Source organism: Microcystis sp. BLCC-F210 (assembly GCF_042134685.1).
Lineage (GTDB): Bacteria > Cyanobacteriota > Cyanobacteriia > Cyanobacteriales > Microcystaceae > Microcystis > Microcystis aeruginosa_D.
Genome location: NZ_CP169647.1, coordinates 4,217,590 through 4,238,221, shown reverse-complemented (window position 1 = coordinate 4,238,221; position 20,632 = coordinate 4,217,590). Strand labels below are relative to the sequence as shown.

General features: G+C 41.9%; 18 protein-coding genes and 2 pseudogenes. 13 read left to right on the top strand and 7 right to left on the bottom strand.

Features of this window, described 5'->3' with window-relative positions; genetic code table 11:
• Positions 1 to 50: 50 nt before the first annotated feature.
• The 3 genes and pseudogenes from tkt (at position 51) to ACE3JL_RS20645 (ending at position 3,358) form a co-directional block, all read left to right on the top strand.
• Positions 51 to 2,057, top strand: a complete 2,007-nt coding sequence (gene tkt, locus ACE3JL_RS20655) for a transketolase (RefSeq protein WP_375328266.1) — start codon at positions 51 to 53, stop codon at positions 2,055 to 2,057.
• A 113-nt stretch (positions 2,058 to 2,170) separates the two neighbouring features.
• Positions 2,171 to 2,368: pseudogene (locus tag ACE3JL_RS20650) on the top strand (helix-turn-helix domain-containing protein); the annotation flags it as partial.
• Positions 2,369 to 2,548: 180 nt separating this feature from the next.
• Positions 2,549 to 3,358, top strand: a complete 810-nt coding sequence (locus tag ACE3JL_RS20645; RefSeq protein ID WP_375328265.1) for a restriction endonuclease — start codon at positions 2,549 to 2,551, stop codon at positions 3,356 to 3,358.
• Positions 3,359 to 3,384: 26 nt separating this feature from the next.
• On the opposite strand, the pseudogene ACE3JL_RS20640 reads toward ACE3JL_RS20645, so the two are convergent.
• Positions 3,385 to 4,206, bottom strand: a pseudogene (locus ACE3JL_RS20640) (DNA adenine methylase); the annotation flags it as partial.
• Positions 4,207 to 4,724: 518 nt separating this feature from the next.
• Between ACE3JL_RS20640 and psb34 the strand changes: the two are divergent.
• On the top strand, positions 4,725 to 4,904 hold the full coding sequence (gene psb34, locus ACE3JL_RS20635; protein WP_108935633.1) for a photosystem II assembly protein Psb34: 180 nt from the start codon (positions 4,725 to 4,727) through the stop codon (positions 4,902 to 4,904).
• Positions 4,905 to 4,978: 74 nt separating this feature from the next.
• On the opposite strand, the gene ACE3JL_RS20630 is transcribed toward psb34, so the two are convergent.
• Positions 4,979 to 5,761 carry a tetratricopeptide repeat protein gene (locus ACE3JL_RS20630; RefSeq protein WP_375328264.1) on the bottom strand — a complete coding sequence of 261 codons (783 nt, stop codon included), beginning with the start codon at positions 5,759 to 5,761 and terminating at the stop codon, positions 4,979 to 4,981.
• Between the two features lie 62 nt (positions 5,762 to 5,823).
• On the opposite strand from ACE3JL_RS20630, the gene psbP reads away from it, so the two are divergent.
• Positions 5,824 to 6,372 (top strand): photosystem II reaction center PsbP, encoded by a 549-nt coding sequence (gene psbP / locus ACE3JL_RS20625; RefSeq protein ID WP_375328263.1) that lies wholly within the window; start codon positions 5,824 to 5,826, stop codon positions 6,370 to 6,372.
• On the opposite strand, the gene ACE3JL_RS20620 is transcribed toward psbP, so the two are convergent.
• Positions 6,365 to 6,568, bottom strand: a complete 204-nt coding sequence (locus ACE3JL_RS20620) for a hypothetical protein (protein ID WP_375328262.1) — start codon at positions 6,566 to 6,568, stop codon at positions 6,365 to 6,367. The two genes, psbP and ACE3JL_RS20620, sit on opposite strands and share 8 nt — an antisense overlap.
• Positions 6,569 to 7,002: 434 nt before the next feature.
• On the opposite strand from ACE3JL_RS20620, the gene ACE3JL_RS20615 reads away from it, so the two are divergent.
• The gene (locus ACE3JL_RS20615; protein WP_375328261.1) at positions 7,003 to 7,590 is read left to right on the top strand and encodes a Maf family protein; all 588 of its coding nucleotides are present in this window, start codon (positions 7,003 to 7,005) and stop codon (positions 7,588 to 7,590) included.
• A gap of 175 nt (positions 7,591 to 7,765) precedes the next feature.
• Complete coding sequence (ureG, locus tag ACE3JL_RS20610; protein WP_271991261.1) at positions 7,766 to 8,359, top strand: urease accessory protein UreG; 594 nt, start codon at positions 7,766 to 7,768, stop codon at positions 8,357 to 8,359.
• A gap of 113 nt (positions 8,360 to 8,472) precedes the next feature.
• Here the strand turns inward: ureG and ACE3JL_RS20605 are convergent, their stop codons facing one another.
• The 3 genes from ACE3JL_RS20605 to ACE3JL_RS20595 all read right to left on the bottom strand — a co-directional run bounded on the left by ACE3JL_RS20605 (position 8,473) and on the right by ACE3JL_RS20595 (position 12,518).
• The gene (locus ACE3JL_RS20605) at positions 8,473 to 9,198 is read right to left on the bottom strand and encodes a WecB/TagA/CpsF family glycosyltransferase (protein ID WP_271991263.1); all 726 of its coding nucleotides are present in this window, start codon (positions 9,196 to 9,198) and stop codon (positions 8,473 to 8,475) included.
• Between the two features lie 132 nt (positions 9,199 to 9,330).
• Positions 9,331 to 10,746, bottom strand: coding sequence for an ABC transporter substrate-binding protein (locus ACE3JL_RS20600; protein WP_375328260.1), 1,416 nt, complete (start codon positions 10,744 to 10,746; stop codon positions 9,331 to 9,333).
• A 170-nt stretch (positions 10,747 to 10,916) separates the two neighbouring features.
• Positions 10,917 to 12,518: a B12-binding domain-containing radical SAM protein gene (locus tag ACE3JL_RS20595; protein ID WP_375328259.1), complete on the bottom strand. Its 1,602-nt coding sequence runs from the start codon at positions 12,516 to 12,518 to the stop codon at positions 10,917 to 10,919.
• Positions 12,519 to 13,100: 582 nt separating this feature from the next.
• On the opposite strand from ACE3JL_RS20595, the gene ACE3JL_RS20590 reads away from it, so the two are divergent.
• On the top strand, positions 13,101 to 13,277 hold the full coding sequence (locus ACE3JL_RS20590) for a DUF4089 domain-containing protein (protein ID WP_002740449.1): 177 nt from the start codon (positions 13,101 to 13,103) through the stop codon (positions 13,275 to 13,277).
• The gene (locus ACE3JL_RS20585) at positions 13,274 to 14,590 is read left to right on the top strand and encodes an AtzE family amidohydrolase (RefSeq protein ID WP_375328258.1); all 1,317 of its coding nucleotides are present in this window, start codon (positions 13,274 to 13,276) and stop codon (positions 14,588 to 14,590) included. Before ACE3JL_RS20590 ends, ACE3JL_RS20585 begins: the two co-directional genes overlap by 4 nt.
• Here the strand turns inward: ACE3JL_RS20585 and ACE3JL_RS20580 are convergent.
• Positions 14,587 to 15,747: a glycosyltransferase family 1 protein gene (locus ACE3JL_RS20580; RefSeq protein ID WP_375328257.1), complete on the bottom strand. Its 1,161-nt coding sequence runs from the start codon at positions 15,745 to 15,747 to the stop codon at positions 14,587 to 14,589. The genes ACE3JL_RS20585 and ACE3JL_RS20580 overlap by 4 nt on opposite strands.
• Before the next feature lie 165 nt (positions 15,748 to 15,912).
• Here ACE3JL_RS20580 and ACE3JL_RS20575 point away from each other — a divergent pair, with 165 nt between their 5' ends.
• The 4 genes from ACE3JL_RS20575 (at position 15,913) to rodA (ending at position 20,599) form a co-directional block, all read left to right on the top strand.
• Positions 15,913 to 17,190, top strand: coding sequence for a glycosyltransferase (locus ACE3JL_RS20575; protein WP_375328256.1), 1,278 nt, complete (start codon positions 15,913 to 15,915; stop codon positions 17,188 to 17,190).
• On the top strand, positions 17,177 to 17,968 hold the full coding sequence (locus ACE3JL_RS20570; RefSeq protein WP_271991277.1) for an MOSC domain-containing protein: 792 nt from the start codon (positions 17,177 to 17,179) through the stop codon (positions 17,966 to 17,968). The genes ACE3JL_RS20575 and ACE3JL_RS20570 overlap by 14 nt, the downstream gene beginning before the upstream one ends.
• 267 nt (positions 17,969 to 18,235) lie before the next feature.
• Positions 18,236 to 19,297 carry an Mrp/NBP35 family ATP-binding protein gene (locus tag ACE3JL_RS20565; RefSeq protein WP_002740457.1) on the top strand — a complete coding sequence of 354 codons (1,062 nt, stop codon included), beginning with the start codon at positions 18,236 to 18,238 and terminating at the stop codon, positions 19,295 to 19,297.
• 21 nt (positions 19,298 to 19,318) lie between these two features.
• Complete coding sequence (gene rodA / locus ACE3JL_RS20560; protein ID WP_271991283.1) at positions 19,319 to 20,599, top strand: rod shape-determining protein RodA; 1,281 nt, start codon at positions 19,319 to 19,321, stop codon at positions 20,597 to 20,599.
• Positions 20,600 to 20,632 lie beyond the last annotated feature (33 nt).

The following is a 20,632-nucleotide window of genomic DNA, read 5'->3' as shown; positions in this document are numbered from 1 at the left end:
GCTCCCTCTTTAACTGGGTCTTATTTTTGTAGTTCATTCTAAAAAACATTATGGTTGTCGCCTCTCAATCCCTCGAAGAACTTTGTATTAATGCGGTGCGTTTTTTAGCGGTGGATGCCGTGGAAAAAGCTAAATCCGGACACCCCGGACTGCCGATGGGAGCTGCTCCCATGGCCTTTGTTCTCTGGGATCAATTCCTGCGTTTTAACCCGAAAAACCCCCAATGGGTCAATCGCGATCGTTTTGTTCTCTCCGCCGGTCACGGTTGTATGCTGCAGTACGCTTTGATGTACCTGACGGGATACGATAGCGTTCCCCTCGAGGAGATTAAACAATTCCGGCAGTGGAAATCGAAAACCCCCGGCCACCCCGAAAATTTCGTCACGGAAGGGGTAGAAGTGACCACCGGTCCTCTGGGTCAAGGGATTGCCAATGGTGTGGGTTTGGCCCTAGCAGAAGCCCATTTAGCGGCCCGTTTCAACAAACCGGATGCCAAAATTATCGACCATTACACCTATGTGATTTTGGGTGATGGTTGCAATATGGAGGGGATTTCCGGGGAAGCTTGTTCCTTAGCCGGTCACTGGGGTTTAGGCAAGTTAATCGCCCTCTACGATGATAACCATATCTCGATCGATGGTTCCACCGATATCGCTTTTACCGAAGACGTGAGCAAGCGTTTTGAAGCCTACGGTTGGCACGTTCAGCACGTCGAGAATGGTAACACTGATTTAGATGCCATTGCCAATGCGATCGCAGCTGCCAAAGCTGTCACCGATAAACCCTCGATGATTAAAATCACCACCACCATCGGTTATGGTTCCCCCAATAAGTCTAATACCGCCGATGTTCACGGGGCAGCTTTAGGAGCAACAGAAATCGAGTTAACCCGAAAAGCATTAGGTTGGGAATACGAGCCGTTTGTGGTTCCCGATGAGGTGTTAAATCGTTTCCGGCAAGCAGTGGACAAGGGAACGACGGCAGAAACGGACTGGAATAAGTTATTTAACGAATATCAGGCTAAATATCCCGCAGAAGCGGCTTTATTTGAAGAGTTAACCACCGGTCAACTGCCGGAAGGTTGGGAGCAAGCTTTACCGGTTTATAAACCCGAAGATAAGGCGCTCGCTAGTCGTAAACACTCGGAAATCTGCTTAAATGCCCTTGCGGGGGTTTTACCCGGTTTAATCGGTGGTTCGGCGGATTTAACCCACTCTAACTACACGGAATTAGAGCATTTTGGTAATTTCCAAAAAGGCAGTTATCAGGAGCGTAACGTTCACTTTGGCGTGCGGGAACACGCGATGGGGGCGATTTGTAACGGTATTGCTCTCCATAACACGGGATTGATTCCCTACGGGGCGACTTTCCTGATTTTCACCGACTATATGCGGAATTCTATCCGTTTATCGGCATTGTCAGAAACTCGCGTCATCTGGGTAATGACTCACGATTCCATTGCCCTAGGGGAAGATGGACCGACTCACCAACCCGTGGAACACGTTGCTTCTCTGCGAGCTATTCCTAACCTGTTAGTCATGCGTCCGGGAGATGGTACAGAAACTTCCGGTGCTTATAAAGTAGCGGTGAGCGAAAAGAAACGCCCGACTTTATTGGCTCTCTCCCGTCAAAATCTGCCCAATTTAGCGGGAACTTCCCTTGCGGGTGTGGCTAAAGGTGCTTATGTTATCACCGATTGTGAAGGCACTCCCGATGTCATTCTCATCGGTACGGGGGGCGAGTTATATCTCTGCGATAAAGCGGCTGCGGTGTTAAAAGAGGCAGGAATTAAAGCTCGCGTCGTTTCTATGCCCTGTTGGGAGCTATTCGAGGAACAATCGGCAGAATACAAGGAATCGGTATTGCCGAAAGCAGTGAAAAAACGTCTCGCGGTGGAAGCGGGTTCAACTATGGGTTGGCATCGTTACATCACCGATGAGGGGGATGTGTTGGGGGTTGATACCTTCGGTGCTTCTGCTCCGGGGGGTGTGATTCTAGAGAAGTTTGGTTTTACCGTGGATAACGTGGTAGCGAAGGCAAAAGCGTTGTTAGGTTAATCACCTGAAATCTTAGCTGTAATGAGTCAGAAAAATCTGGCTCATTTTTTTGTTTTTCTATTGTGACTGTCAGTCAGTGGACTAGGGGTCACGTCAGGCAGTTTAATCGAAGCATGGCAAAGGACAATTTAGCTCAATTTGGCAGATGTTTACATAATGCTCGTATTCAAAAGGGTTTATCCCAAGAAAGGTTGGCCGAAGCGGCCAATTTGGATAGAACTTACATCAGTCTTCTTGAACGTGGTAAAAGGAATCCTTCTTTACTATGCTTGATTTCTTTATGTAGAGCATTAAACATAAGTCTTTCGGAGCTTTTTAACACTATGTCTATAAATTGGCTCTTCTCGACTTTGTGTGATAATTTTTGCTTATGGAATCGTGAAATGCTTATCGGGCAACACTTTTAGGACTATTTTGTCGAAGAAACTATCAGTATAGACCTCGTTTCCACACAGAAACCAGAAGAGCCATAAATTCCGATGTAAATACTAATGATGTCAGAAGATTTGATTAAATTGCTTGAGGAGTTTTTACATGATAACGAGCTTGAATGGGAATGGTTTGAAAAAATAGAAAGTTTTTGTAAGAGTTATAGTTTGAATATCAAATATATTACAGAAGTTCTCAATGATCCAAAAGTTATTCCTATGATTCGTGGCAAGTTTTTTGAGTTCACTGTACAAGATGAACTGTCAAAAATACTCTCGAATAATTATTTAGTTACTAATCCTCGCTTAAATCCTCAAGCTGGTTCTCACGATATAGACGTAGCTATTATCAATCAAAAAAACGCCAAAAAATACGATGCTGAATGTAAGTTAGCCAAAAAAGGTAGTTTCCGTCTTCAGGGAGGTATCAGACCTTTTATTGAAGTCAAATGTATGAGATCAAGAACCTTAGGAGACAAAGCGGCAGAACAAAGGTCTAAATTGATAGGAATACCTTCAACAAGCATAAATATTCACAAAGATCAATATATTGAAACAGATTTTGATTTAGTAATTACATCTCTTGCCAATGCTTTTTTTCAGACCAATTTAGAAACAGGACTATTTGTTTGGAAGCCCACACCAAAAGAGCAAATATTTTTAAGCAAAATTAATATTAATAATCAAGAAAAAGCCCTTTTAAAAATGTACGTTGCCAGAAGTAAATATTTAACAGCAAATCAAACCAATAATATCAAGTGTTCTCGCCAGAAATGCCAGGACTACAACTGTAATTTCATCCCTAATTATCCCTTTTCTTTGATGTTAATACGGCTGAACCTCTACAACCATAGCTCCCGATCGAAAAAATAGAGAATTTACTTGATGAAAATTAGCAATCAAGATGCATCTAATAAACTTAATTGTAGAGGTGTGAATCTTGTGGGTTTCTGAAGATCATAATTAGCAATAAATACCTCCTTGCCCTTGCGTCTTTCACTCTGATAACCATGTTCTAATTTTAAACCATTTTTTTGATCATCAGTTCGATTAATAGTGTAATTCCATTCATTATCTTGTAAAGAAATACACCAATCATACATTTCTCTAATTTCGGAGCAATTATCATAAGTCAAAAGAAATTTAAATCGATGTTGATGTTTTTTCAACGTCTTACATAACCTTTCATGATCTTCTAGACTGAAGAAGCAGGAATAGAATTTATTTTGATCTGCTTGAAAGTAAGGAGGATCGACAAATAAAAAGTAATCATCGGGTAATTGATTGATTAAATCTTCAAAATCTAAACAAGATAAATTGACATTTTGCAGTTTTTCCGAAGTGGTTTTTAGGTGAGAAGGCCAGTTTTCAGGACGCATAGAATACTTATCACCATAGCCCCAATAACAATTTTCAAGTTTCATAATTCCTGAGTAGGAAGTTCTATTTAGATAATACCAACGCATGGCTCTTTCTAGGTCATTGGCTGGTTGAAATTCATTTTTATAATAATTGTGTAATTCCTTGGTAGCGTTTAGACCTTTTAATAATTCAATTAGACTATTAAGATGATCTTTGATATGTCGATAACAGTTCATTAATTCCTCATCTTTGTCATTGAGAATATTCTCTGCTACACTTTCCTTGGCAAAGAATATAGATGCTCCCCCCGCAAAAGGTTCACAATACTTATGGTGACTGGGAAGACAAGCTAAGATTAGCGGATCTCTTGGATTTGGTGGGTAAAATGTATTCTAAGATACAGTCCTGCTGGCGAGCGAGTGAAGGGAACCACAAAGACACAAAGGACACAAAGATTGAGCAATCATATAGTAAGTTAAACTTATCACACAGAACCTAGAACAGCCCAAAGGGGAATAAATAATCAGTTATTAATAACTGGATTTAGTATTAATCATAAGTACCTAAGCAAAATTAATTACACATATCTAACCCCCTCTTGCCTTTTGCCTATCTTTACTAGGAAATTAATTTTGCACGACTACTTAGTATTAAAAACGGATTTACTATGATTAGCCTTTTTAAACTTGTTTTCGCAGTTTCAATCCTTGGAAATGCGATCGCCAATAAAAATAGCAGAGTCCAGTAGTTACCCCAAGACTGAGAATTGTTATCCCCGTGGGAATTTCCAACACCCCCGACTCGGTTGCTGATATGTTGTACGATTGTAATAAGAGGATTTTTTTCCTGAAAAATTGTCATATTTGAGGTTTTGATTATGCCTTATACAAACGAAGAAGGTGGACGCTTAAATAATTTCGCCGCTGAACCGAAAGTTTATCAAGCGGATCCCCCGACTAAATCAGAACAACGTAATTATATTTTCTGGGGTGTTGCTGCGATCACACTTGTGGGTGGACTGTTAGCCGTCGCTTTTTACGCATCTCAAGCTGGCTAAAATTTAGTCCCTCGTAGTTGCGATTTAGCCTCGTTCACTCCTCTTTAGGGCTAAAATCACAACTACTCCCCATTTTAGGGCTTTTGACCCTGAATTAATGCCACTGCTGACTGAGACTTAGCCGCAGTCCCCTGTTTACCCTGAGATAACGCTAAACGAGCTGCTGCTTCTAAATCAGCGATCGCTTTTTCCCTGTTTCCCAATTTATAATAGGTCAAACCCCGATTGTGGTACGCTTCGGCAAAATTGGCATTGATTTTCAGACTCTCATCATAGTCCCTTAAAGCCATTTCCTGCTGTCCGGCTCGGTTATAGGCCAAGGCGCGATTATAGAAAATGCTATCCTGTCCTCTGGTTCCCTGTAAACTCAAAGCTTTTGTGTAATCCTCGATCGCTTCTAGGTGTTTACCTAAGTCATCCTTAGCATTACCGCGATAAATAAAGAAATCAGCAAAATTTCCGTTTAAAGCGATCGCTTTTGTGCAATCCTCCACGGCTGCCTCGTATTTTTTCGTCAGATAATGCACATAACAACGATTACCGAGAGCATTAACATAATTGGGGTTGATTGTCAAGGTCTGGGTATAATCTGCGATCGCTCGCTCGTACTGGCCAAGAACTAATTCCGCATAGCCGCGATTATAGTAAGCATCGGCATCCTTCGGTTCTAATTGTAGAGCTTGAGTAAAATCGGCGATCGCCCCTGAGTAATCCCCTGCGGTTAAACGATCCACCCCCCGATTATAAAATTCTACAGCTTTCACGGGGTTAGCGGTAGTTTGAGCGCTTAGGGGAGAGACAGTCAGTAAAAAACTGGCTATAGCGATAATAATTGTCAATTTTTTCTTAATTTTCATAATCCCTTCACCTAAACAATTCAAGGTAAAATTAAACAGCCCTACTTACAGGTCAAAATATCATGATTAAATCTCTTTTGGCGACTTTCCTCCTAATTACCACCCTCCTCTTCACCGGTTGTACAACTCCCATTGCTGGACTGCAAGGATATACCAGTGGCAGCCAAGGCTATCAATTCTTGTATCCTAAGGGGTGGACGCAGGTGGATGTGAAAAAAGTTGCAGGAGTAGATGTGGTTTTTCATGACCTGATCGAAACGAGCGAAAATTTAAGCGTTATTATCAACCCCGTCCCCGACAATAAAACTTTAACAGATTTAGGGACCCCCTCGGAAGTTGGCTATCGTCTCCTGAAAAATAACAGTCTTAACCCCAATCTTGATAAGGAAGTAGAATTAATTCGCTCAGAATCCCATCAAATCGACGGCAAAGATTATTACATCCTCGAATATCAAGTTAAATTAGCGAACGGCCAAGAACGTCATAATCTGGCCAGCGTCACGGTTAATAATAATAAACTCTATTCTTTTAATCTTTCCACTTCCCAAAAACGTTGGACGCAAATTCAAGAACTCTTTGAAACTATCGTTGATTCTTTCTCGGTTAGTTAAATGTCAGAGGATAGGAAATTTTCAGTAAAATGTAGGGTGCGTTAGACGGCAAAAATTCCTGTTTTGACTTAAAGGTAACAATCCGTCGTAACGCACCACTGGCAATAGGCAATAGTAAAACGTAGGGTGCGTTAGACGGCAAAAATTCCTGTTTTGACTTAAAGGTAAAAATCCGTCGTAACGCACCACCTATCATCAACTAGGTAGCCGGTCACAATTAAAGATAAAATACTTACTTAATCAGTAATCAGTAAACAGTGAAAAGACAGTAGGAAACTTCTATTTAATACTGTCACTTAAAACTCAAATCTAATAACTGATAACTGATAACTGATAACTGATAACTGATAACTGATAACTGATAACTGATAACTGATAACTGATAACTGATAACTGATAACTGATAACTGATAACTGATAACTGATAACTGATAACTGATAACTGATAACTGATAACTGATAACTGATAACTGATAACTGATAACTGATAACTGATAACTGATAACTGATAACTGATAACTGATGGTGGGTTACGGCAAATAGATAAATTGATAATTAAGTCTAATAATTTTTCATTGCCTAACCCACCCTACCTAACTTTTATCCTTTTGACTTTTTACTTTAAAACTTATGTCTATTTCTTTGATTCTTGCTTCTGCTTCTCCTGCGCGTAAAAAACTATTACAAATGGTCGGAATCGATCCGATTGTGCGGGTGAGTAACTTTGATGAATCGACAATTAATGCTGATGATACTCTCCATCTTGTCCAAACTTTAGCCCAATGTAAAGCGCAAACGATCGCCCCCCAATTTGATACAGGATTAATTCTTGGTTGTGATTCCGTTTTAGAATTAGCGGGGGAAGTATATGGCAAACCCAAGGATAAATCAGAAGCGATTGATCGTTGGCAAAAAATGCGCGGTCAGGTGGGTACACTCTATACAGGTCATGCTTTAATTGATCGAGTTAATAATCAAACCTTGACTCGTTGTGGGATTACTAAAGTTCACTTTGCCAATATCAGCGATGAAACAATTATTGCCTACGTTGACACCGAAGAACCCCTCAAATGTGCCGGCTGTTTTGCCCTAGAAGGAAAGGGGGGTCTATTCGTGGAAAGATTAGAGGGATGTCATAGTAATGTTATCGGTTTAAGTTTGCCCCTATTTAGGCAGATGTTAACGGATTTTGGCTACCAAATCACTGACTTTTGGTGATTTTTTTGCCGATAATTTGCCCAAATTTATTGGCAAAAGGGCTTGACAAATTCTCGGATTTGTGTTAACCTTTTATTATAATGGGAATCCGTGTCGCCCTGCGAACCCCTCTTTTTTCTATCCGATAGCCCCAAGATTTTTAACCCTTTCCTTTTCACTTTTTCCCGAAAAAACTATGTCTTGCTTGCGCGTGGGAATTGCCGGTCCGGTGGGTTCAGGAAAAACAGCCCTGCTCGATGCCCTGTGTAAAAATTTGCGGGATCAATATCCGATCGCCGTAGTCACCAATGATATTTATACTCAAGAAGATGCCCAATTTTTAGTGAGATCGCAAGCTTTAGCCCCGGAAAGAATCTTAGGAGTAGAAACGGGAGGATGTCCCCATACAGCTATTCGCGAGGATGCCTCAATTAACTTAGTTGCCATGGAACAGTTAGAGAGAAAATTTGCTAACTTAAAGCTAATTTTTCTGGAAAGTGGTGGCGACAACTTAGCGGCAACCTTTAGCCCCGAATTAGTAGATTTAACCATCTATGTGATTGACGTGGCAGCCGGGGATAAAATCCCTCGCAAAGGTGGACCAGGTATCACCAAATCGGATTTATTGGTAATTAATAAAATAGATTTAGCCCCGATGGTGGGGGCAGATTTAGGGGTGATGGATAGAGATGCCAAAAAGATGCGCGGGGATAAACCCTTTATCTTCACCAACTTAAAAACACGGGAAGGATTAGAGCGAGTGATTGCCTTTATCGAAAAGAATTTATAATAACTAAGTAGTCGTGCAAAATAAATTTCCTAGTGAAGAAAGGCAAAAAGGCAAAAGGCAAGAGGCAAGAGGTGGTTAGATATGTGTAATTAATTTTGCTTAGGTACTTATTGCTAGGAATAAAAAAGAGAGCGCCAGAAAAATTTAGGTAAAGCTAACATTCTTTTCCAGCGCCAAGGTTCCTGATAGAGTCGATACAACCACTCTAAATTATTGTCACAGAAAAAGCGAGGGGCGCGGATTTTTGTCCCGGACCAGATATCAAAACTACCCCCCACCCCTACCCAGATAGCTTGGGGACAGAGATATCGATGTTCCCTAATCCAATATTCCTGTCGGGGTACTCCCAAACCAACTAAAATTAACCGCGGTTGTTGATCTTTTAATACCTCAATCCAATCGGACATTTCCTCGGAGGATAGATAACCGTGGTTAGCCAGAATACGGATATTAGGTATCTTTTTTTGCCAATTACTTGCCGCTTTTTCTGTAATCCCCGGTTTACCACCAAAAAAAGCAATAGGAGAACTCTCTCCCTGCATTCCTAACTCAGTAATTAAGGATTCTGATAATTCAATACCGGGGCAGCGGGGTTGTTTTTTGCCCCTTAATTTTAAGTAAATAACAATCCCAGCACCGTCGGGAATAACTAAATCTGCTTCTCGAATAACTTGGGCTACTTTAGCATCATTTTCCCCTAACATTGCCATTTCTGCATTAAGAGTGACAACGTGGGAACCAAAACCTTGATAGGCGCGATCAATTAACCAACGACTGTAGTTATCGAGAAGATGAACCGGTAAACCGAGAACTGAATATTTAGGGGGAGTTTCTAACATAAGTAGGTAGGTGCTAAAAGTTGTCAGACACCCCCCTTATCAAGGGGGGATTAAGGGGGAATCAGGGGTAAAATCTATCTTCAATTTAATTATAAATACTTACTTATAATTCATCTTGATTTAGTTTTTATTTTATCGAGAAATTGGCACAAAATCCACCCCAAAACTAGAACGAGAACCGGGTTGAACTACCACTAATTGCACCGATTGATTGCGATCGCCAGAGGGTAAAAATCGCACTGGATTAGTCGCCCCAGGGACAGAAAAATCACTGCTTCTTAACGCCTGTTGAACTCCCTCTCGGCTAGATTCTGCCTTAATGCCGGCGATTAAAGCCTGGGTAGCGTCATAGGCAGTAGCAGTGCGCCAATTTACGTCTCCTTGCCACAATTGGCGGGAATTATTGACAAAAGGACTATTCGGATTAGCCCCCAAATGCCAAGCGACAGCTACAATCATGCCAAGGGCATTTTTTCCGCCTACATCCAGAGTTTTGGGGCTATAAACGTCATCACCCGCCACAATCGGTAATTTTTGACCATTGGTTTGAACCACCTGCAAAGCCTTATCTAGGGTACCACTATCCCCAAGAAGGGCGATGAGATTTGCTCCCTCCTGTTGAGCTTGTTGGAGGCTTTTAGAAGGGGTAAAAGTGAGGGAAGATAAATCAAATTCACTCACCACTTGACCTCCTCCTAATCCTAAAGCGGTGGTAAATTCAGATTTTAGGGATTGACTATAATTACTTTGGGAATTAAAAAATACCACTGCCTTGACGTTAGGAATTTTTTGCAAGCTAGATTCAGCTAATGCCCGTGCCGCCACAAAATCACTGGGAACAGAACGAAAGATATAGTCACCAAAATTGGAGAGTTTAACTGAGGTACTGATGGGGGAAATCATTACTAATCCCGCTTTTTGATAGATAGCAGCCGCCGCTAAAGAGGTATCACTGCTAGTGTGTCCTACTACTCCTAAAATGCTGTTATCAGCCGCTAATTTTTGGGCAATTTGAGCAGCAATTTCGGGATTATCAGCATCATCAGCAATGAGAACTTTTAAAGGAATGCCATTAATTCCTCCGGTTTGATTGATTTGATTTTGAGATTGGGCAACTCCTCGTAAAACTTCTAGGGCGGTGTTGATATTGCTCCCAATTGGCACGGAAACGGCGATAGTATAGGACTTAGCTTCACCAATACGGGCGTTATTTAAGTAGATGAGAGCTTCGGGATCATTTTGATTAGCTCGCAGGGATTTTTCTAGGAGGTAAACTGCTTGCTGAAAGTCTCCTTTTCCGAGTGCCTGTATAGCAGCTTGTTTGTCAGAAGAAGCCCCTTCAACTATTAATAAGTTTTCCCCTTGACTAAATTTTGCTTGTGCCGATACCGATTTTTGCTCTGGTGATATTTTCTCGATTTCAGAAAGATTGGTTGGGTTATTTTTTCCTTGAAAACGATTGTATAACCACCAACTACCAGCCCCAAAAAATATTAGGGTAATCAGCAGGGATAAAAGCAGGGTAACTGTATCATTTTTCTGGCTCATGGGCTGATCAACTAAGATTAAATTAATGGTTTAATCGAGATTGATAGTTAATAAAAACGCCAATTCAATTCTGAATTGCACCAATATCCGATCTATCTTGATAGAATACCTCATTTGGGTTCTGATAGTCAAGGCATTGTTTAAATGTGTCTTAGCTTATTAGCCATATTTTACCTTTTTGTTTGGGATTGTTCCAGGTGTTTTAATAAAACATTTGAGGATAAAGGACCGTGTAAATGACTCCAGGGTAAAACCTGTTCTAAACGCCATTGTTGATGAACGTAATAATCTAGAGGGGGAATTTGTCCTTTTAGTTCTTTAAAAGCCCGTTTATAACTGCCTAAAGAATCACCGTAGCCACGGGTTAATTCTAACAGGGAAGTTAAGCGGCGATCGCCTCTAGACAATAGCGCTTGAATCACTGACCAATTATAACTTTCTGGGCGAAATTCTATGCCCTGTTTACCTAATTGTTTCTCTAGATATTTTAATCTTTTTTCGGCCATTTTATTAACGCCAAACCACTGAAAAGGAGTATGGGATTTAGGCACAAAGGTGCTGCAACCAAAAGAAATTCGCAGTCCAGAGGCAGCTTTTTTTAATGCTATTAACATTTCTATAGTCGCCGCAATATCTTCAGTTTCTTCTCCCGGTATTCCCACCATACCATAGAGTTTTATCCCTTTTAAACCGCCCGCTTTGGCATTAATGGCAGCTTGGATAATTTCATCATTGGCTAACTTTTTGTTGATAATTTCCCGTAGGCGATCGGAACCACTTTCTACGGCAATAGTAATTGATTTGCTGTCTCTTAGAGATAAAATTCTGGCTAATTTTTCCGTGACAGTATTAGTTCTAACTGAAGCGATCGAGAGTCTAACTCCCTCAAATTTTGGTTGAAAAAGATAATCAAGCAAGGTTTCAAATTCGGGATGTTGGCTGACGGAAGCACCTAATAAACCCAGGCGATCAGTCACTTTTAAACCTTTTTCAATGGCGGGAATTAGGGATTCTAAACTAGCGGTACGAAAGGGTAAAGTTAGATAACTAGCTAAACAAAAACGGCACATTTCTGGACAACTTCGCACCACCTCTACCATATAAATATTCTCCCATGCCGCTTGTTTTGTTACTATCGTAGAAGCTGAAAGGGTATTACTGCGATAGGTTTGTTTACTAACAAAGGTAGGAACATTATTATCTATGGGTAGAATTGCCGTAATCTCACCTTCGGGACTGTCATAATTAACAGTGTATAAACTAGGAACATACACACCCGAAACCTGGGCTAAATGACGGAGTTTTGTCGGGCGATCAGCGTTTCTTACCTCTTGATAGGCATTAATAAAATCAGCAATTAAATTTTCACCATCTCCCAATAAAATTACATCAAAAAAAGCGGCAAAAGGTTCGGGATTAGCGGTTAAAACTGGTCCACCTCCGAAAATTATCGCCTGCTGATCTTGCCGTTGATGACTGTGATAAGGAATTTCTAAAGATTCTAACAGCGAGAGGATATTAACATAGTCTAATTCCCAAGAAAAGGAAAAGCCAACTAATTCGGGATAACGGGGTAAAGATTCTTGAAAATCCGTAAATAAACGACTAACTTGTATATCCGATCGCAGGGCTAAAGTTGCCCAAACAATTTGATAACCTAAACTGGTTATACCCACGGAATACTGATTAGGAAAAGCAAAAATAGTTTTAATGGCATCACTGTGGGGTATTGCGGGAGTAAAGAGAAGTTTCTCGTCTTGTAAGATGGTCATTTCAGTTATCAGTTATCAGTTATCAGTTATCAGTTATCAGTTATCAGTTATCAGTTATCAGTTATCAGTATCTTAAAATCAGAAAGATTTTAACTTTCATACCCTTGCTAGGGGAGACTTGTTACCTCTTGTTTTTAGTCATATATAAGTTTAATTTAATCTGGAGGTGAAGGAGGGGAAAATATCTCAATATACAGTTCTATGATCATATCTCAGGTTATGATGCTGGGGAGTCGGGAGTCAAGAACAAATTTAAGTTATACTTCCTCCCTAGGGATAGCTATTGTATTTACAGGAGATTTTCTCTTATATCCTAGCAATTTTCACAGCTTAACTAGGTGTCGATTTTATTCCTGAGCGCTGCTTTCAAGCAAATCTTGATTTCCTTCACCCCAACCAGAACGAAATCTATGAAGGCTGCATCTCAATTTGGTCGAAATGTCTAGATGACATTTTGGGTACACGCAGTTCGATAAACTCACTGACCACGGTGCGCCACTACTATTGGCGCAATAATATTATTTATTGTAGTGGCGAATTGCATTCGCCCTCTTTGAATCACAAATATGGAATGCAACCTCTATGAATAATCCAGAAGAATACGTTATAATCATGGCGAAAATCCTAGATTTAACCATTCCCGATCGCTATTTAAATTCTGTGGTTGAAAACTGGCAACGCTTGCAAGAAATCGCCAGTTTAGTGACAGAATTTCCCTTAGAGGATGACGGGGAAAGCGCCCTCAGCTTTGAACCATGACTATTTCTGTGTGCAATTTAGCTCGATCGATCCAAAATCGTCAAACTAGAGCCTTAGAAGTTATTAGCCAGACTTTGGCGGAGATAGAGGCAAAAAATCCCCATTTAAATTGCTTCACCGACATTTTACACCCTAGGGCGCTCGCTCAAGCCCAAAAAATCGATCAAGCGATCGCCAATGGTGAACCCGTCGGTGTCTTAGCAGGAGTCCCCTTCGCCGTCAAAAATCTCTGTGATATCAAGGGTATTGTCACCCTTGCCGGTTCCAAAATCAATCGAGATCACCCTGCCGCCGGACAAGATGCGATCGCTATTCAAACCCTAGAAGCAGCCGGGGCAGTTTTGGTGGGGGCGACCAATATGGATGAGTACGCCTACGGTTTTGTCACCGAAAATGTCCATTATGGGGCAACTCCCAACCCCCTCGATCCTAGTCGCGTATCGGGAGGATCCTCCGGCGGTTCCGCCGCTGCCGTTGCCGCTAATTTAGTGCCTCTCGCTCTCGGTTCCGACACTAATGGTTCCGTGAGGGTTCCCGCCGCTTGCTGTGGCGTGGTGGGGCTAAAACCCACCTTTGGGCGCGTATCCCGTCAGGGCTTATTTTTGTTCGTTAGTAGTTTAGACCATCCGGGATTTTTTAGCGGCAATGTGGCGGATATGGCGGCTATTTGGAGTCTTTTTGCCAAAAATAACCTTAAAGCTCCTTTAAGTGGCTTAGAGGGCGTAAAAATAGCCCTTGCCGATGATTATTTTCAGCAGGGAGCCGAACCGGAAGTATTCGAGGCGGTGACAGCGATCGCCGAACGTTTAGGAGTGACCAAAAAAATCACCATTCCCGAAACCGCCCGCGCCAGGGCAGCCGCCTATATAATTACCGCTGCAGAAGGAGCAAATTGGCATTTACCGCGTTTACAGACCAGATTAGAGGATTTTGACCCCGCAACCCGGGATCGCTTCTTGGCAGGGGCATTAATTCCCTCTAGCTGGTATTTACAGGCTCAACGTTTTCGCCGTTGGTATCGCGATCGTCTGCGAGAGATTTTCACCGAAGTCGATATTATCCTCACCCCGACGATTCCCTGTATTGCGCCGCCGTTAGGAGTAGAAAAAATGATTATTGACGGGCAAGAGCTATTAATTAGACCTAATTTAGGCATATTTACCCAACCTTTTTCTTTTATCGGTTTACCTGCCCTTTCTTTGCCGATTAAACGTCCATCCCAGCTACCTTTAGGTTTGCAAATCATCGCCGCTCCCGATCGCGAAGACTTAATCCTAAGGGTAGCCGGGGTTTTAGAAGAAATGCTTGCCTAAGAATCCGCTTCAATCACATCTAACCAAGTGGCGGACGATCGCTCCCAAGTGTCATTTAGGGCAATTTGACGACATCTTTGGCGCTCTTGGGACAAAAGCTGGGGATTTTTCAGTAATTCAACAATTTTCCAGCCTATAGCTTCCTGCGTAGCTGGATCGGTTACTTCCCCCGGCACTTTCACACAGTAGTCTTTTTCTCGAAAAACAGCAAAATCCGTCACCACTGGCAGGCAGCCCACCACTGCTGACTCGCGCACGGAAATACAATCGATCTCACGATAGGTGCAACCGTAGTAATGAATGGCAGAGCGCGCTTTTTCCTCGATTAGTTGACGATAACCGATCATTCCGCGATCAACTACCCCCGCACTAGCTTTAATCAAAGCGATTAAATTATCCCGCCATTCCCTGCGATCGCCAATGCCATCCCGTTGAGTAAAACCATAGTAGAGGTGTAATTCTGCCTCTGGGATTTCCGTCTTGATAATCGGCCAGCCATGCTTTAACATCGACTCCAGGCCGCGATAATAACGAGAGGCATAGACTAGACGATAGGGAAGATACTCACTTTCTGGCACCGTCTCACTTACAGTCAAAAGAGAAGTATCGATACCATTAGGAACAATTGGACATTGATGATCGGGACAGAAATCCAGTAAATCCCTTTGATATCGGCTCTTACAGAAAATTTTGTCGTATCTAGCCAAAATTTCGGGGGTATAGGAGGCTGCCGGAACTTTAATATCTTGCCAATCAAAAAAAATTCGTTCTGCCTTAGTACCAGGACGGCAATAGGTGGGATGACGAGAGATCACCAATGTCTCAAAGTGATCCTGCCAATTCATGCGGTAATAATTAACATAGCGAATACCGTCCTGTTCCCCTTCCATGCCCTCACAATTGCCAAAAATCGTCACTTTATAGCCGCGTTTCGTCCATTCTTGCGCTAAAAAAGCCACCGATGCTTGGGTACCACTGGCCCCCTGTTGCCAAATTTCCGCCGGAAGCATGGGACGATATTTTTCTGTGTAAATAACGATCGATTTTTTTGGCCAACGACGGGAGCTTAAACGTTGTTTAATTTGAAATAGAGAAGGTGCGCTGGCTCGTAGCCATTGTTTGAGATTAGATTGTAGGGATGGAGTAGCTTGTGACACTCTTTTTCTCCAAGATTGAGGAAAAATAGGGGCGATGGGTGATAGAGTCTTAGTTCCTTGAATTTAACTCGATTTCTCGACTCAGTAGAACAATTCGAGCCTATCATATAATGGGTTCAAGTCAAAAATCAATCTTTTTATTGCCAGTTATCGACAGGGAAATTTATGAAAATTGTCATTCCGATCGTGTTTTATCGCAAAGGAGGAGTAGAAAGAGTGATTATCTCTTTAATACCTAGCTTATTAGAATACGTCGAACAAATTATTATCGTTCTTCCTCGTAAGGAAATTGAATATTTTAAGTCTTTGATGCCTGCTTCTGACAAACTCATCTACGAAGATTTTGCTTTTTATTCCCAGAGTTTTGAGACAAAATTAATCTATTTTTATGATCTTATAGCGAATTTTTACAAAATCCTAAGACTGACTTCGATTCATCGTCTTTTCTCTCGTAGAATTGACCTTTTACGCATCGAAGCAAGAATTAATCAGATTATCAAGCGTTACCAAGCTGATCACTGTTTGTATGGAATGACTAATCGGATTTCTCCACCCAATGTCAAGGTTACTTTAAGTGGCATTATTTATGATGTCTTTTGGCAATTTGCTCCCTTAACTTACTCAGAATCCTATCAAGAACCCTACAATGAAGTCTTAAAAGAATGGTTAGATAATGCCGATCTACTGTTCACAATTTCCCAAAAAACTAAAGACGATGTTTTAAAAGTTTTTCCCAATGCTACCTATGCTAGTAAGTTAAAAGCTGTACCTTTAGCGGGATTTGTCGAGCAGTCTCATCCCAAGATTGATTTAGTCAAAATTGAGCTAGTTACTTTTTATTTTCCCTCCTCTTTTGGTATCTACAAAGATCATCTAACTTTACTGAAAGCAGCCATTACACTAGCGAAAAAAGGTTTAAAATTTCAAATAGTTTTTATTGGTAAAGAAACCGATAATCTAGTTAGTGGAAATCTGCAATTGTCTCAACAGTCCAAAACCCAAGAATACCAAGACTATCTCAAAGAATGTACCCAACTTTATCAGGAAAATCAAGAAATTTTCCAGAGTCATATCAAAGGATTAGGTTATCAAGACTATGAAACCTTGCAGTTTTATTATCAAACCTGTTCCTGTGTGGTATTTCCTTCAAAATACGAAGGTTTTGGGTTAGCAATAGCGGAAGCAATTTTACAAGGTATTCCCGTTATCGCTTCCGATTTAGAAGTGTTTCAAGAACAGGTAGAATTATATAATTGTCCCGAAAGAGTGCAATTCTATCCTAGGGGAGATGCGGACAGTTTAGCCAATTGTTTAGAACAATTTATCCTCAATCCAATTCCTCGCTTGTTACCCGAAGATATTCCCAATAAAATTAATCTCTGGACGTGGGAAGATGTGGCGAAAAAATATGTAGAACTACTGAAAGAAAATGCAGGTTACTGATCTCTATATCTACCCGATTAAATCCTGTCGAGGTATTCAATTATCCCAAGCTGAAGTGACTCCTAAAGGTTTACTCTGGGATCGAGAAATGATGTTAGTGGATGGCAAGGGTAAATTTATCACCCAAAGGGAATATCCGCAATTAGCCACCGTTTCTGTCACGATTACAGGAGATAACTTTTCTCTGAAAACATCTCAAGATTCCCTGACTTTTCAGCCTAATTTCACAGGAGAAAAAAGAGCGGTTCAAATCTGGGAATCCCAAACCATAGCCATGGATCAAGGAGATGAAATCGCCGAATGGTTTGAGAAAATTCTCGACATTCCCTGTCGTTTAGTGCGACAATCTCCCGATTATCCACGTCCTGCGAATCCTCGCTATGCAGGGAACGATCATACTCCCGTCAGCTTTACCGATGGTTATCCAATTTTATTAACTAATACTGCTTCTTTAGAGGACTTAAATCAACGTTTAGTTGCACCAGTGCCGATGAATCGTTTTCGGCCTAATATTGTTATTAGTAGCGATCGAGCTTTTAGCGAAAGTAGTTGGCAAAAGATCACAATTGGAGAGATAAATTATGCCCTAGTTAAACCCTGTAGTCGCTGTATTATCACCACCACCGATCAAGAAACAGGTAGGAGAAATCCCCAACAGGAACCTCTAAAAACCTTAAGCACTTTTCGCCGTTTCCCCGGAGGTATCATGTTCGGAGAAAATGTCGTCCCCGAAAAGATAGGTACAATTAAAGTCGGCGATCCTATTACCGTAATCTAGAGATCTAGAGATATGGGGGGATAGAGATATGGGGGAATGGGGAAATGGGGGAATGGGGAAGTGGGGGAATGGGGAAGTGGGGAAGTGGGGAAGTGGGGGAATGGGGAATGGGGGAATGGGGAAGTGGGGAAGTGGGGGAATTTCAACTAAAACCCTAAAACCCTAAAACCCTAAAACCCTAAAACCCCAACACCATCCAACACCCAACCCCCACAAGGTTAAGATAAATAACCATAAGAACAATACTTGACTAGAGACACTGAAACCATGCCCCTTGATACCGCATCGATTTTAGAAGTATTACGTCCCGTTCAAGATCCAGAACTGCAAAAAAGCTTAGTGGAATTGAACATGATCCGCAATGTGGCGATCGATGGCGGAAAAGTTAGCTTTACCCTAGTTTTGACCACTCCCGCCTGTCCTTTACGCGAATTTATCGTGGAAGACTGCCAAAAAGCCGTTAAACAGCTGCCCGGGGTGGAAAGTGTCGCCGTGGATGTAACTGCCGAAACCCCGCAACAAAAAGCTTTACCCGATCGCCAAGGTGTGGAGGGGGTTAAAAATATTATCGCCGTTTCCAGTGGTAAGGGCGGTGTGGGAAAAAGTACCGTGGCTGTCAATATCGCCGTCGCCTTGGCTCATTTAGGGGCAAAAGTGGGGCTATTAGACGCGGACATCTACGGCCCCAACGCGCCGACAATGTTGGGCTTAAATGACGCACAAGTAACCGTACAGGGTGCAAATGGCGAGATATTGGAACCCGCTTTTAACCATGGCATCAAAATGGTTTCCATGGGCTTTTTGATCAACCCCGATCAACCGGTAATCTGGCGCGGTCCGATGTTAAACGGCATTATCCGTCAGTTTCTCTATCAAGTCAACTGGGGCGATTTAGACTATTTAATCGTCGATATGCCTCCCGGTACTGGGGATGCACAATTAACTCTAATTCAATCGGTCCCCCTAGCCGGTGCGGTGATTGTCACCACTCCCCAGACGGTTTCTTTAATTGATGCGCGTCGGGGTTTAAAAATGTTCCAACAGCTAGGGGCGCGGGTTTTGGGTATCGTGGAAAATATGAGTTATTTTATCCCCCCCGATCAGCCTGATCGCTCCTATGATCTATTTGGGTCCGGTGGTGGGGAAAAAACCTCGCAAGAATTGGGCATTCCTTTACTGGGATGTGTGCCTCTGGAAATATCCCTCCGGGAAGGCGGTGATACTGGTGTACCAGTAGTTTTAGGGCAACCAGAATCGGCCTCAGCTAAAGCCCTAATAGCGATCGCTCGTCAGGTGGCGGCGAAAGTATCCGTGGCAGCCTATAGTTAGTCAGTAAATGTAGGGAGAGAAATGGTGAGAAGACAGTCCCTTGTTAGAAGGAAACTAAGCGGTTTTAACGAACAGTTTAGCTTTATTTTCCGGGATATAGCCCAAATTGATTGGCTTTTGTTCGTTTTGGTGACGGGTTTAACCGTTTTCGGTGGTTTAATGATTCGTAGTGCCGAAAGACATACCACGGCTCTCGATTGGTGGCAACACTGGTTATTCGGATGCGTGGGAGTGGCGATCGCTTTATTTCTGGCCCGTTGTCGTTACGAAAGTCTGCTGAAATGGCACTGGTTAACCTATCTTCTCACCAATCTCTCCCTAATCGCGGTAATTATCCTAGGGGTGACGGCGAATGGGGCGCAAAGTTGGATTAATATCGGCAGTTTTAACGTGCAACCGTCGGAATTTGCCAAGGTAGGTTTAATTATCACCCTAGCAGCCCTCCTACATCATCGTCCCGCCGATAATCTTTTTGCGATCGCTCGTGTCTTTTTCGTCACTGCCATCCCTTGGGTATTAATTATGGCGCAGCCGGACCTGGGGACAGGATTAGTTTTTGGTGCAATTACCCTAGGCATGATTTACTGGGCTAATGCGAAACTGCCTTGGATGATTATCCTCTTATCTCCTCTCGCATCGGTTTTTCTGTTTAATTTACTTTTTCCTGCTTGGATTGTTTTAGCAATTATCATCGCTGTACTTGCTTGGTTTACCCTTCCCTACCGTTTTTTATCTACTTTCCTCGTGGTGGCAACTAATCTGGCAGTGGGTAAATTAGGCGAGGTTTTTTGGGGTTTATTAAAAGAATATCAAAAAGATCGTTTAACCCTATTTCTTGACCCAGAAAAGAATCCTTTGGGGGGAGGTTATCAATTAATTCAATCCCGCATTGCCATCGGATCGGGAGAATTATTGGGACGGGGATTACACCAAGGCACCCAAACCCAATTAAATTTTATTCCCGAACAACACACCGATTTTATCTTCTCGGTAGTCGGGGAAGAACTCGGTTTTGTTGGCAGTATTCTAGTTTTAATAGCTTTCTGGTTAGTTTGTTGGCGTTTGTTAGTCATTGCTAATACTGCTAAAGAAAACTTTGGTTCTTTAATAGCGATCGGTGTTCTCTCAATGATCGCTTTTCAGGCAATTCTTAATATTAGCATGACCGTGGGATTAGCCCCGATTACAGGGATTCCTCTACCCTGGTTAAGTTATGGACGTTCATCTTTATTAACCAATTTTATCGCTTTGGGTTTAGTGGAATCCGTGGCTAATTATCGCCCACGTAAGCGTTTGTACTAAGTAGTCGTGCAGAATTAATTTTCTCGTCAAGAT

What these genes read in the sequence shown, in the direction of transcription:
- ACE3JL_RS20605 (WP_271991263.1), bottom strand. Translation starts at nt 9,198, where the DNA reads ATGTTAGAAACTCCCCCTAAATATTCAGTTCTCGGTTTACCGGTTCAT.
- ACE3JL_RS20585 (WP_375328258.1), top strand. Translation starts at nt 13,274, where the DNA reads ATGACTATTTCTGTGTGCAATTTAGCTCGATCGATCCAAAATCGTCAA.
- ACE3JL_RS20595 (WP_375328259.1), bottom strand. Translation starts at nt 12,518, where the DNA reads ATGACCATCTTACAAGACGAGAAACTTCTCTTTACTCCCGCAATACCC.
- ACE3JL_RS20590 (WP_002740449.1), top strand. Translation starts at nt 13,101, where the DNA reads ATGAATAATCCAGAAGAATACGTTATAATCATGGCGAAAATCCTAGAT.
- tkt (WP_375328266.1), top strand. Translation starts at nt 51, where the DNA reads ATGGTTGTCGCCTCTCAATCCCTCGAAGAACTTTGTATTAATGCGGTG.
- ACE3JL_RS20600 (WP_375328260.1), bottom strand. Translation starts at nt 10,746, where the DNA reads ATGAGCCAGAAAAATGATACAGTTACCCTGCTTTTATCCCTGCTGATT.
- rodA (WP_271991283.1), top strand. Translation starts at nt 19,319, where the DNA reads ATGGTGAGAAGACAGTCCCTTGTTAGAAGGAAACTAAGCGGTTTTAAC.
- ACE3JL_RS20630 (WP_375328264.1), bottom strand. Translation starts at nt 5,761, where the DNA reads ATGAAAATTAAGAAAAAATTGACAATTATTATCGCTATAGCCAGTTTT.
- ACE3JL_RS20620 (WP_375328262.1), bottom strand. Translation starts at nt 6,568, where the DNA reads ATGATAGGTGGTGCGTTACGACGGATTTTTACCTTTAAGTCAAAACAG.
- psb34 (WP_108935633.1), top strand. Translation starts at nt 4,725, where the DNA reads ATGCCTTATACAAACGAAGAAGGTGGACGCTTAAATAATTTCGCCGCT.
- ACE3JL_RS20565 (WP_002740457.1), top strand. Translation starts at nt 18,236, where the DNA reads ATGCCCCTTGATACCGCATCGATTTTAGAAGTATTACGTCCCGTTCAA.
- ACE3JL_RS20645 (WP_375328265.1), top strand. Translation starts at nt 2,549, where the DNA reads ATGATGTCAGAAGATTTGATTAAATTGCTTGAGGAGTTTTTACATGAT.
- ACE3JL_RS20615 (WP_375328261.1), top strand. Translation starts at nt 7,003, where the DNA reads ATGTCTATTTCTTTGATTCTTGCTTCTGCTTCTCCTGCGCGTAAAAAA.
- ureG (WP_271991261.1), top strand. Translation starts at nt 7,766, where the DNA reads ATGTCTTGCTTGCGCGTGGGAATTGCCGGTCCGGTGGGTTCAGGAAAA.
- ACE3JL_RS20575 (WP_375328256.1), top strand. Translation starts at nt 15,913, where the DNA reads ATGAAAATTGTCATTCCGATCGTGTTTTATCGCAAAGGAGGAGTAGAA.
- ACE3JL_RS20570 (WP_271991277.1), top strand. Translation starts at nt 17,177, where the DNA reads ATGCAGGTTACTGATCTCTATATCTACCCGATTAAATCCTGTCGAGGT.
- psbP (WP_375328263.1), top strand. Translation starts at nt 5,824, where the DNA reads ATGATTAAATCTCTTTTGGCGACTTTCCTCCTAATTACCACCCTCCTC.